This window comes from Paenibacillus sp. SZ31 (assembly GCF_012912005.1).
In the GTDB taxonomy this organism is placed as follows: Bacteria; Bacillota; Bacilli; order Paenibacillales; family Paenibacillaceae; genus Paenibacillus.
On sequence record NZ_JABBEA010000001.1, the window covers coordinates 163,763 to 175,442 of the forward strand.

Genomic DNA, 11,680 nt, shown 5'->3' on the forward strand with positions numbered 1-11,680 from the left:
TTTTATTTCGTTCTGCCCTTTAGTTTATATACATAAGCCAGCACTTCGGCTACCGCTTGAAACAAATCGGCCGGTATGGCGTCACCAATCTCGGCTCTCTGGAACAATGCCCGTGCCAGCGGCTTGTTTTCCATTGTAATAACACCGTGCTCTTTGGCTATTTCCTTAATACGTAAGGCGACATAGTCCTGACCTTTGGCAATAATCTGCGGTGCCTCCATCTCAGATCCTTCATACTTTAACGCAACGGCAAAGTGGGTCGGGTTCGTGATGATTACATCCGCATTCGGCACTTCCTGCATCATACGCTGCATAGCCATACGACGCTGGCGTTCCCGGATTTTACCTTTGATCAGCGGGTCCCCTTCCATTTTCTTATACTCGTCCTTGATATCTTGCTTGGACATACGGAGTTTTTTCTCATTATCATACTTTTGGTACATGTAATCGAATATTGCAAGTACCATAAGTGCAACAGCAATCTTAACACCCAGACTTAACGTGATAGATGCAGCAAATTGTAAAATAGCATCCAATGAAAAGTGAGAAAGTGAGGCAATATCGGATTGGTAGCTTATAATTGTGCTGTAAACAAGATAACCGATGATGGACATTTTCAAAATGGACTTCGCAAATTCGACCACAGAGCGCATAGAGAAAATATTTTTGAATCCTTTAATCGGATCCAACTTCTCCAGTTTCGGCTTCAATCCTTCGCCCACGAGCAGAAAACCAACCTGCATGTAGTTAACGATTAAAGCAACTAGAACCGCACCCAACAATACCGGAGCAAGCAGTAACATCACTTCAATGCCATAACGCATCATAAGTATCATTACATTTTCACTGTTGATATTCATGTTCAGCCGGTTGATAAAAATATCTGTAAACAGTCGAACTGTACGTTCCTTGTAAAAATCACCGAAGACTGTCAAGATCAAAAACGAGAACAGGAGAATCGAAGCACCGGATATCTCCGGACTTTTGACAACCTGTCCTTTTTTACGTGCATCCTGTCTCTTTTTCGGGGTAGCTTTCTCCGTCTTCTCCCCTGAAAACAACTGGAGGTCGAGTTGAAGTTTCATCCGAGTCTTATCCTCCGTTTCACTCAGCCCGGCCTTTGTCCAATGGTTCCAAGCAATTTTTCCATGGATCTGAATATTGCCTCGAACAATTGACTAAATATAAAGGAGAAACTGGGAACCAGCAAAAGCAAAATAGCAAGACCAACAAGTAACTTAAGTGGCAATCCGACTGCGAACACATTAAATTGAGGAGCGGTTTTGGCCAAAAACCCCAATCCTACATCCGTCAAAAACAACGCCACTACAATTGGAGCCGACATCTGAAAAGCCAACATGAATGATTGACCTAATGTCCGAATCAAAAATTCTGCAATACTTCCATCTGCCAACCGTAGGAAAAATACATTTGATAACGGAACCCATCGGTAACTGTAAACTATCGCATCCAGTAAATAATGGTGGCCATTCATCGTCAGAAACAGAAGCATAGCAAATGCATACTTCAAGTTACCCGTAAGCGGTGCTGAAGCGCCTGTCATTGGATCAAATACATTAGCCATACCAAATCCGATCTGAAGATCGATAAAAGTTCCTGCAGTCTGTACAGCCGTCATTAACAGATAAGCCACAAAACCTAAAAGCAGGCCAATGAGAATCTCTCTGATGATCAACAGAACGTAGCTCATGTCTGTGGGTACGGTCTGATCTATTCCATAAATCAGATAGACAGACAATGTGACAAATGCAGAGATACCAATTTTAACTGAAGTCGGCACATTTCGAGCTGAAAAGACCGGCGCAGTTACAAAAAATGATGTGATTCGACAAAACATAAGCAGAGCGACAGGGAAACTTTGCAATAATGTCTCCATCTGCTAAAGCCTACCCTATATATCTGTAGAGATTGTCAAGAATGTTATACGTGAAATCAAGCAATATATTCAAGATCCAAGGTCCGAACACAAGTATTGCCAGAAGCACAGCAATAATTTTGGGTACAAAAGCCAATGTTTGTTCCTGAATCTGAGTTGTCGCTTGGAAAATACTGATTGCAAGTCCTACAACCAGAGCAAGTATAAGCATGGGTGCGCTGGCCAGCAATGACGTATATACCGCTTTCCCGGCCAGACCGATAATAAATTCCGAAGTCATGACCGTCCTCCTTTAACCTTCCGGCTCAAGTATTAAAACTCAGCAACAGTGACTTGACTACCAGATACCACCCGTCCACAAGGACAAAGAGCAGTATTTTGAAAGGTAATGAGATCATGACTGGCGGAAGCATCATCATCCCCATTGCCATGAGTGTACTCGCGACAACAATATCTATAACCAGAAACGGAATGAAAATCATAAACCCCATCTGGAACGCTGTCTTCAACTCACTGATTACATATGCCGGCACCATAACAGTAATTGGAATATCCTGGTAGGTATTTGGCTGTTCAGTCTGATTGTATTTCATAAACAGCAACAGATCTTTTTCTCTGGTGTGAGTAAACATAAATTTTTTTATGGGATCCGCTGCTTTTTCAAGTGCCTCGGTTTGCGTAAGATCTCCCTGGAGATAGGGCTGAAGCGCTACCTGATTTATGGAAGACAACGTCGGCGACATAATGAAAAGTGTCAGAAATAGCGCCAAACCAACCAGCACCTGATTGGGTGGCATTTGTTGTGTGCCCAACGATGTACGTACAAAACCGAGCACAATCACAATCCGAGTAAAACTGGTCATCAGTACAAGCATTGCTGGTGCAATGCTAAGCACCGTAATTAATAAAATAATGGACAGTGAACTCGTGCTTGGTGTCCCTCCGTCACCGTTTCCGATTTGAATATCAATATTCGGAATCGGTTCGGCAAAGGCAACCGTGACAGATGCCAGACTGATAAGTCCCATCAAACAACACGCTAACCAAATCTTTTTCTTCATGAATCCCTCGACCGATCTGTAGTATTGTCTTTATCCAGGAGCTTCTCCATCTTCTCTTTACGGTTAGGCATCTGCCGAAGTTTGGATTCAAACATTTCGTGAAAAGAAGTTGTGTCCTCCAGTTCCATTTCCCGCGGCGGTTCATCTTTACGGAAGCGTTTTGTGAGCTTGGCAATGAGAGGCGAGAGATTCCCTTGTTGTGCAGCGGCATCTCGTTCGAATGAATCAATGATCCTTTTCGCCTCTTCCAAATCCGAAATCTTATCTATCAACTGGATGTCTTCACCTACACCAAGCAGATATACACTTCCACCAATTTCCATAATTTGTAACGACTTGTTTTGCCCCAGTCCGACCCCGCCAAGGGTACGAATTGTGCCGTGCCGGAACATTTGCTGATTCCGTTTGTTTAAAAAACGGATCAGATAAACAATAAGGGCCAGGATGACGGCCAGGACAACAATCACCCATACAAGCTGTAAATAATAATTGCTTCCCACGCCAGCTCCTCCTGGAATATCACCCTGAGCCATCATCATGTCTCTTAAACGCCCAGTGTCTTGCTAATAGCTTCGATAACCCGGTCAGATTGGAAAGGTTTAACGATAAAGTCTTTGGCACCTGCTTGAATAGCGTCGATTACCATCGCTTGTTGACCCATCGCAGAGCACATAATCACTTTTGCGTTAGCATCAATCTTCTTGATTTCTTTCAAAGCTGCAATGCCGTCCATCTCAGGCATCGTGATATCCATTGTGATCAGATCCGGACGAAGCTCTTTAAATTTCTCAATTGCTTGTGAGCCATCTTGTGCCTCACCAACAACCTCATATCCATTTTTGGACAAAATGTCCCGGATCATCATTCTCATAAATGCAGCGTCGTCTACGACTAAAATTCGGTTTGCCATCTTGATTCAAGTCCTCCCTAAATTGTGCTTATTGTAATTTCTGAATTCGGTCCCATTGGCTAACGATATCTATAACACGAACACCAAAGTTTTCGTCAATAACGACAACTTCTCCCTTGGCGATCAGTTTGTTATTCACCAAAATATCGACAGGTTCACCGGCTAACTTATCCAGTTCGACAATCGAACCCTGTGACAGTTCCAAAATATCTTTAATTTGCTTCTGGGTCCTTCCTAATTCTACGGTGACTTTAAGGGGAATGTCCATCAATAAATTCAAATTGTTTTCGTCAACCTGACCATACGCCCCATTTTGCAAATTAGCGAATTGAACTGGCTGTACGTTAACATTCCTGTTTGGCATTCCACCATAATGTTGAGGTGCACCATAAGGTTGCTGCGGTGGCATACCATAAGGCTGCTGTGGCGGCATTCCTTGCGGCATACCCATTGGAGCCTGTCCGTATCCGTTATAGTCCTGAGCAGGCTGTTGTGGAGCCTGTGGAGGCTGCTGGTGCTGAACGGGTGGTTGCTCCGCAACCGGTGGTGGCGTTGCTGCTACAGCTGCTGGTGCTGGTTCAGGTGTCGGTGTTGCTGGTGCGCTTGCAGTTGACTCCTGAGCGCCTCCAATCAGCATGTCTACCATGTTTTTGGCAAAATGTACTGGAAGCAACTGCATCAGATTGGAATCGATCAGATCCCCTATTAATAGACGAAATGAAACTTGAATCAGGGTCTCATCTTCAGGAAGATTACTAACACCCTCACCACTCTCCAAATTGAGAATATCGATCCCAGGAGGAGAAATATTCACAAAACGGTTGAAGATCGTTGACATTGAGGTTGCAGAGGAACCCATCATCTGATTCATAGCTTCCTGTACGGCACTAATATGGATTTCATTCAGTTCTTCATCAGCCGGATTTCCTTCGCCACCCAACATCAAATCAGCGATGACTTGAGCATCTCTCTTCTTAATGACAAGTGAGTTAATGCCTTCGAATCCATCCACGTAATTCACATGAACGGCAACATGTGGTTTAGGAAAAGCTTCTTCAAACTGCGTTCGACTAATGATGGAAACCTTAGGTGTTGTAATATCTACTTTTAGGCCCAATAGCGTGGACAAAGCTGTTGCCGCGCTACCAAATGTAATGTTACCAATCTCCCCCAAGGCGTCCTGCTCCAGCTCGGTCAAATAATCATCAACCGTCTTCTCAGCAGGTTCCGAGCTGTTTATTGATTCGGATTGCCTGAGCAAAGCATCGATTTCTTCTTGGGATAAATAATCCTTACTCGTCAAATTCTTCAACTCCTTCGGTGACAATCTCGTCTATTTGCACAGCCACACGGTCCTTTATTGTTCCCGGACTGCCCATGTATTTCAGTTTGTCACCCACTTTAATGGAAAGTCCCTCATCAACTGGTTTGTTCAACGTAATGACATCACCAACAGACAGACCCAAAAATTCTGCAATTGAAATTCTGGATTCTCCCAATTCTGCAACGATGGGTAACTTGGCTTTGTTCACGCGCTCTCTTAGAGCATCATACTCCTCCGGAGCTCTCGTTTTCTTCTCCGAAACAAACCACTGATGAGTTGACAACCGTGACATAATAGGTTCAAGAACGACATGCGGAATACATAGATTGATCATGCCTGTCGTGTCACCAATTTTGGTACTGAGCGAGATCAGAGCAATCGTCTCATTGGGAGATACAATCTGCATAAATTGCGGGTTGGTCTCCAGCGCTTCCATCCTTGGGGAAATATCCAACACGGTCTTCCATGCTTCCTGCAAACTTTCAAATGCACGGCTGAATATCCGCTCCATGATGGTCGTCTCAATCTCCGTCATCGATGCGATCTTGGTCGGAGCACTTCCGGTTCCACCAAGCAGGCGATCCAACATCGCATATCCCACGTTCGGATGAACTTCCATTACCATTCGTCCCTGTAGTGGCTCCGCTTCAAAAATGTTCAATATCGTCATCTTAGGAATAGAACGGATAAACTCATCATAAGGCAACTGTTCGACCTGAACGACATTGATTTGAACGAACGTCCGCAGTTGGGCTGAAAAATAAGTGGTGAGAAAGCGTGCAAAGTTTTCGTGAATACGAGTCAAGCTTCGAATATGGTCTTTGGAAAAACGCACTGCCCGCTTAAAATCGTACGATCTAATTTTCTTCTGAGTATCTTCCTTCTTCAATTCTTCTGCGTCCATTTCGCCAGAAGAAAGGGCTGCTAATAGGGCATCAATCTCATTTTGTGATAATACATCCACCATGTTCTCACCCCCTTACAGGTCTACAGCATGTTCTGTTCATTTACATCGTTGCTATCACAATGGATGAAAAGCTTGTACTACTCAACTTACCCTCTGGTAAAGCTTCATTAATAAGACCAGTTAATTTCTCGTTAAATAGTATCCGACCCTTTGCTGTAGCCAGTTCATCAGACTTCGTATCTGCAAGCGTCTGAATGATGATCGGTTTCACCACAATTTCTTTAATCTTCTCAAAATCTTCCTTAGCTTTTACGTCAGCCAACTTGAATGAGAAGCTAACGACAATAACATGATCTGTATCAGCCAAGTTGGTTTTAATTTCTCCAAGCTCTGAGGAAACTTCTACAATCTCATCCGCAGTCATCTTCTTAGCTTCAGAAGCCGCAGCAGTATGTGTGTCATTCTTAGTCCCATTCTGTCCTTGCATAAATACAAACACAACCACCACAATGAGTGTTATTGCCAGCAACATTGTTGCAAGCCAGGGCATCATCTTTTTCATCAGGATTCCTCCGTTTGCTGCACTTTGATAGTGGCTGCCTGAACCCCGATTTCACGGTTGTAATCTTTAATTTTGGAAATAACTTCATCGGCCTTCTCAAGCACAATCAGTCTCTTTCCAGTTACCAGAGTAACATACGTGTCCGGCGTTTCTTCCACAATCTCAACCATCAGCGCATTTAACCACATGGGAGAACCATTTAACCGCGTAACCGAAATCATGCTAAGCCCCCTCGATCAGAGTGGGAGGAGCAAGCTCCTCCACATTTTAAAAATCACCAATCAGCTATTAACGTTTCAGGTTAACAACTTCCTGAAGTATTTCATCCGACGTTGTAATGATCCGTGAGTTTGCCTGGAATCCACGCTGAGCTACGATCATCTCAGTAAATTCACCAGTCAGATCCACGTTTGACATTTCGAGCTGTCCAGCAATGATTGCTCCTGTTCCGTCCTCAGCACTGTTCGCTGTCAATGGTTCAAGCGCCCCATCTGGATTCGCGTTCGCTGTCATACGGTACAAATTGCCTCCAATTTTCTCAAGGCCCTCCGGATTGACAACTTTACCTATCCCAATCTGTGGACCCGCTTCGATGGTTCCGTCTGCCATGGTCTGGTTAATCGTTCCATCCTGGCCAATAGTGAAGGAAACGACGTCATCTGGAATAGTAATATTTCCACCACCGTTATCCAGAACAAACAATCCATCCGATGTCAAAAGGTTACGAGCAGCATCCACATGAAAATCCCCTGCACGAGTCAGGTAGGGTATTTCCTGATCTTCACTCAAACGTACAAGGAAGAATCCATCTCCATTAATACGAAGATCTGTTGGATTATTCGTTGTCATTGGACTTCCCGCCAGATGCAGCGTATCAATTGAACCTACGGTTACACCAAGACCAATTTGTTTCGCATTGACACCACCAGTTGCATCGCCAGGGGCAGTTACCCCTGCCGTAGTTTGGCTCATAATATCCTTGAACATAACTCGACTGCCTTTGAAGCCAACCGTGTTCACGTTCGCAATATTGTTACCAATTACGTCGAGTTTTGTTTGAAAACCCCGCATCCCGGAAACGCCTGAGTACATTGATTTTATCATTTTAAAAAATCCTCCCAGTCTTCATTTGGTTACCGCATCAGTCGGTCAGCGGCATTCCGGCTCCCGAGAAGGGCCAACCGGTTAAGAAATGATTACGGCACTATCAATCTGAGTGAAGACATTATCCTTCATGCTCTCACTATCCATAGCTGTAACCACTGTACGATTTTTGACATTGACGATAAAAGCCATATCCTGCATCAAAATCAATGACTCTTTGGCTCCCTTGGCAGCAGCTTTGTCCAAAGCAGAACCAATCTGTTCCATTTGCTCCGTTTTGAGTTCAATACCACGCTGTTCCAATCGCTTGGCAGCATGATTGCTCAATTTCAGAAGATTATCTTCCAGGACCTTCGCAAAAGGCTTTTCGGGTATAGCTGAGCCTTCTCCCGTTTTGGGTCTTTGAAGCATATTCGGAGTAATCGGGCCTGCATATAATTGTCCAACCGTTATGCGATCACTCATATCGTTTTACCGCTATCTTCTGGATCACCCGTTTCAGCAGCTGATTCAGCTTCCTGGCTCTCGTTCGATTCAGTGGTTACATTCTGAACGTTATCTACCGGAGTTTGATTCTCTTCTGCCTGTTTTGGATAATTCACCTGAATAATCTCATCCAGCTTAATCTCGTCATTGCCCACTTTCGCGTATTGAACGCTATCTCTTACAATGATGGAATCCACAATACCCTGTCGAAGAGTTCCGTTGTCCGCTTTATTAGAAGAAAGCCAACTTACCTCCATGCCAATCATGCCGGATACCGCACCAAGTGACTGATTCAACGTTTTGAGTTGAGTCGAAATATTGACCAGTTGTTCCACTGAGCTGAACTGTGCCATTTGAGCGATAAATTCCTTATCCTCCATCGGCTGCATCGGATCTTGGTTCTGCAGCTGGGTAATCAGGATTTTTAGAAACTGATCTTTCCCCAATTCTTTTGTTGCAGCGCTTGTGGTTGCTTTATTAGCTGCCGAATAGTTCGGCCAGGTATTATTGGTTGAAACAATTTCATTAGCCATTTGCTCACCTCATTTCTATTTAAGCCTTTGCACTAAACGTATCTCTTTGCAATTCATTTCCTTCGACTTGCTCGCTACGCCAATTACGCAATTCTTCTTGAATGCCTGCTGTAGCTATAGCATCATCCGATTGTTCCTCACGCTCACGCGAACGACGCTGTTGCTGAGAGTTACTTCCCGGCTGACGTCCTCCATCCTGATACATCTGTGATCCGATTGAACTGTTCTGCGTAACCTCAAGTCGTTCTACTTGAATTCCCTGAGCTTGAAGTGAAGAACGGAGCTGCATCATTTGTTGTTCAAGCATGTCTTTGGCCATCGTATGCTCTGTCATGAACCTTGCAACCAATTGCCCGTTCTGCAAAGTAATTTGTACATCCAGTTTCCCTAGATGCTCAGGACGAAGTGAGATGGTTGCCTCAGAAAATCCTTTTTGCTGTACAATATCCAGCTTGCTGACAACAAACTGTGTCATTTCTTTGGCAAACTGTGATGTTTGCATGACAGGTTCAGCCGGTTTTCCTGCTGTTGTACCTGATGTACGCAAGGATAATTCTCCTGCAGTAATGATAGTTGAGTGATCCACTTCTGAAGCTGCATTTGCAGCAGATGTCGCCTCCGTGTCACCTTTCACCTGAATTCCAGCATTTGCGGCTGCCGCAACAAGAACTTGTGGTACGACTGAATCCTGTTTGGTCGTTTGAAGTGACGTAGTTGGAGCGACTTGTACAGCCTGATCCTTAACTGCAGTCAATGTATCCAGTATGGATTTCAGTTCAGTCCACCCTTTGTTGCTAGTGGTATCCACTCCAGCCTCTTGAAGCTGACTCTGCAGAGATTGTAGCAAATGCTTAAATTCGGGAGCGTTCTTCGCAACAGTACTCTCTGGTTCATTCATTGCAGCTACTAATTGTGTAAGCATATCCTGTAAAACAAAACGTACCGCTGCCGGATGCTGCGAGAGTTCAATTACAGGTACTGTATTGGCACTTCCAGCTCCATCAGAAGACTCATCAGAACCTTCTGTGTTAGTACCAGAAGCATCATTTAGTTGTGTATACATCTGTTGAATCAGAGTCTGTAAGCCTGCAAGTAGAGATGGGTCATTTTCCAAAGCTTCGTCAAGAGAATCCAAGTCCGTGAACAACGAATTCAGTATATCCGCGATTGAGGTCTCTTCCCCGTCTTCACTTGGGGCAAAGGAAAACACCAGTGGATTTGCTGTTAAGCTTCCTGTAGCGCTTGAACTATCACCTTCTGTAGATCCTCCGGATAATGACTGTGCAAGAGTTTGCAGAAATTCACCACCAGCACCTGAAGTTGAACCTTTTGATTGTGCTCCAGTCGTCTGACCAGTTCCTGCAGCTTTTGCAGATGCTGTAGATGTCATTTGGTATACGATCGACATTTATTTTCACCTCCTCTCGGTTCCATCAGTCTAATCAGATCTACCTGTTGCCCATTAATCTGTTCAAAATCTTTGCAGTTTCCACCGAATCCTCAGAAGACATGTTTTCAAGCAATTGAGAGCGTGTCGCATCGTCTACTGAATTCAGGATCGTCAATGTTTTATCAGGACTTAACTTGTATGTTTCCAATAGAAGCTTCGCACCACTTGAAGCAGACATCGAAGCAAATGTTTGACTCAGCTGGTTTTTATCCAGGTTTTTGCTCGTCGTTGTTGCTGCAGTGGATGTTGCTTCGGTTTCTTTCTTCAATCTGGACTGCAGTGCATCCAGTGCAAGATCTCCGGACGGTTTGGCATCCTTCATCATCATGGTGACATCGGCGGCTGTTTTCGGGTCCATCTTTTCAAGCACCTTAGTCCGAGCAGATGATTGCATGGCATTCAACAACAGTACCATTTCCTCATTCGTCATGTTTTGCAAAATCGGTGCAGCTTTGCTCGGGCTCATATCCGCATACATTTTAGCTAAATCTTTTATTTGCTTCTGATAATCAGATTCCGTTTCCGGCGTTGCCGCCGTAGCGGTTTCAGCAGCTTTTTCTGCATCATCCAACTTCTTCTGAAGGTCCGTCGCTTTCTTCGCTTCAGTTGTTGTCGCTTCTTGTGCTGCCTTGAGCTCTGTTTCTTTGGCAGTTACTTGGGACTTCAGCTTTTCAATTGTCGCTTCAGCACTTTCAACCTGCTGCTCGCTCTTCTCCAGCTTCTTTTTCTCAGGGTCCAGCACAGGATCAGGTACCCATTCCTTAACTACTGGAATCTTGTTGGCAAATTCAAATAAATTGTTACGAATATCTACATTAAAAAGCGTAAGCAATACGCCGAGCAATACTACCGTGAATACAATCGGGATTGAGATCATGAGAAATTTTTCCCAACCGCCTCCCGACTCTTTTTCCATGTCGTTATCGTCTTTAACAGCCATCGTTCATTCCTCCTTCACGAGACAACTTCGCGTCCGGCTCACATCAATTCGCGCGTCCGGCTTTGGCAGCGAAGCGTACAGTAGCCATCTCGTCCAGATCGTTCTGTTCCCGAAGGAGCATCTCCTGCTGAAATTTGATTTTCGCCTTGTCCCTTGCTCCAACCCATACTTTTTCGTCAATCATCTTACCGTTTAGAAAGGTCTGATTCCGTTGCACATTGACCTGAGCATGTTTAACATCACTGTTTTTGCGTGAAATGCACTCGTCAAGGTGATGTACATAACGCTGCATCTCCTGCAGACTGTTTACAGACGCTGTATTTTCCGTAGCAGATTGGATAATCCCCACCAGGTTACTTCTATCGTTCAGAAGTTGTATCAGATGCTCTTCCTCCGTCTGAAGTTTACCGATCGCTGTGGATAACATCCACTCTGCCTGTGTTTTCTCATTACTCTTCAGGTCAACAACTTTCTGGAAATGATATCGAAATTTCATCGTTTACCCA

Annotated in this window: 16 protein-coding genes; all 16 read right to left on the minus strand. The window is 44.3% G+C overall.

Annotated features, from left to right (window positions below):
• Positions 1-2 precede the first annotated feature (2 nt).
• On the minus strand, positions 3-1,085 hold the full coding sequence (gene flhB, locus HF638_RS00835) for a flagellar biosynthesis protein FlhB (RefSeq protein ID WP_211175446.1): 1,083 nt from the start codon (positions 1,083-1,085) through the stop codon (positions 3-5).
• Positions 1,086-1,108: 23 nt separating this feature from the next.
• Positions 1,109-1,897 carry a flagellar biosynthetic protein FliR gene (fliR, locus tag HF638_RS00840; RefSeq protein WP_169478476.1) on the minus strand — a complete coding sequence of 263 codons (789 nt, stop codon included), beginning with the start codon at positions 1,895-1,897 and terminating at the stop codon, positions 1,109-1,111.
• Positions 1,898-1,907: 10 nt separating this feature from the next.
• Entirely contained in the window at positions 1,908-2,177 is a 270-nt protein-coding gene (gene fliQ / locus HF638_RS00845; protein WP_169478477.1) for a flagellar biosynthesis protein FliQ, read from the minus strand.
• A gap of 25 nt (positions 2,178-2,202) precedes the next feature.
• Positions 2,203-2,958, minus strand: coding sequence for a flagellar type III secretion system pore protein FliP (gene fliP / locus HF638_RS00850; protein ID WP_076330674.1), 756 nt, complete (start codon positions 2,956-2,958; stop codon positions 2,203-2,205).
• Positions 2,955-3,491, minus strand: a complete 537-nt coding sequence (locus tag HF638_RS00855; RefSeq protein ID WP_169479114.1) for a flagellar biosynthetic protein FliO — start codon at positions 3,489-3,491, stop codon at positions 2,955-2,957. Before HF638_RS00855 ends, fliP begins: the two co-directional genes overlap by 4 nt.
• An 11-nt stretch (positions 3,492-3,502) precedes the next feature.
• Positions 3,503-3,868 (minus strand): response regulator, encoded by a 366-nt coding sequence (locus HF638_RS00860; RefSeq protein ID WP_017689175.1) that lies wholly within the window; start codon positions 3,866-3,868, stop codon positions 3,503-3,505.
• Between the two features lie 28 nt (positions 3,869-3,896).
• Entirely contained in the window at positions 3,897-5,171 is a 1,275-nt protein-coding gene (fliY, locus tag HF638_RS00865) for a flagellar motor switch phosphatase FliY (protein ID WP_169478478.1), read from the minus strand.
• The gene (gene fliM / locus HF638_RS00870) at positions 5,161-6,159 is read right to left on the minus strand and encodes a flagellar motor switch protein FliM (RefSeq protein WP_169478479.1); all 999 of its coding nucleotides are present in this window, start codon (positions 6,157-6,159) and stop codon (positions 5,161-5,163) included. Before fliM ends, fliY begins: the two co-directional genes overlap by 11 nt.
• Positions 6,160-6,199: 40 nt before the next feature.
• The gene (locus HF638_RS00875; RefSeq protein WP_169478480.1) at positions 6,200-6,661 is read right to left on the minus strand and encodes a flagellar basal body-associated FliL family protein; all 462 of its coding nucleotides are present in this window, start codon (positions 6,659-6,661) and stop codon (positions 6,200-6,202) included.
• Positions 6,661-6,882 (minus strand): flagellar FlbD family protein, encoded by a 222-nt coding sequence (locus tag HF638_RS00880; RefSeq protein WP_169478481.1) that lies wholly within the window; start codon positions 6,880-6,882, stop codon positions 6,661-6,663. The genes HF638_RS00875 and HF638_RS00880 overlap by 1 nt, the downstream gene beginning before the upstream one ends.
• Before the next feature lie 67 nt (positions 6,883-6,949).
• Positions 6,950-7,765 carry a flagellar basal body rod protein FlgG gene (flgG, locus tag HF638_RS00885; protein WP_169478482.1) on the minus strand — a complete coding sequence of 272 codons (816 nt, stop codon included), beginning with the start codon at positions 7,763-7,765 and terminating at the stop codon, positions 6,950-6,952.
• Positions 7,766-7,846: 81 nt separating this feature from the next.
• Positions 7,847-8,230, minus strand: coding sequence for a TIGR02530 family flagellar biosynthesis protein (locus tag HF638_RS00890; protein WP_169478483.1), 384 nt, complete (start codon positions 8,228-8,230; stop codon positions 7,847-7,849).
• Positions 8,227-8,784 carry a flagellar hook capping FlgD N-terminal domain-containing protein gene (locus HF638_RS00895; protein ID WP_169478484.1) on the minus strand — a complete coding sequence of 186 codons (558 nt, stop codon included), beginning with the start codon at positions 8,782-8,784 and terminating at the stop codon, positions 8,227-8,229. The genes HF638_RS00890 and HF638_RS00895 overlap by 4 nt, the downstream gene beginning before the upstream one ends.
• Positions 8,785-8,803: 19 nt before the next feature.
• Positions 8,804-10,192: a flagellar hook-length control protein FliK gene (locus HF638_RS00900; protein ID WP_169478485.1), complete on the minus strand. Its 1,389-nt coding sequence runs from the start codon at positions 10,190-10,192 to the stop codon at positions 8,804-8,806.
• 40 nt (positions 10,193-10,232) lie between these two features.
• Positions 10,233-11,174, minus strand: a complete 942-nt coding sequence (locus tag HF638_RS00905) for a MotE family protein (protein WP_169478486.1) — start codon at positions 11,172-11,174, stop codon at positions 10,233-10,235.
• A 43-nt stretch (positions 11,175-11,217) separates the two neighbouring features.
• The gene (gene fliJ / locus HF638_RS00910; protein WP_169478487.1) at positions 11,218-11,670 is read right to left on the minus strand and encodes a flagellar export protein FliJ; all 453 of its coding nucleotides are present in this window, start codon (positions 11,668-11,670) and stop codon (positions 11,218-11,220) included.
• Between the last annotated feature and the right edge of the window lie 10 nt (positions 11,671-11,680).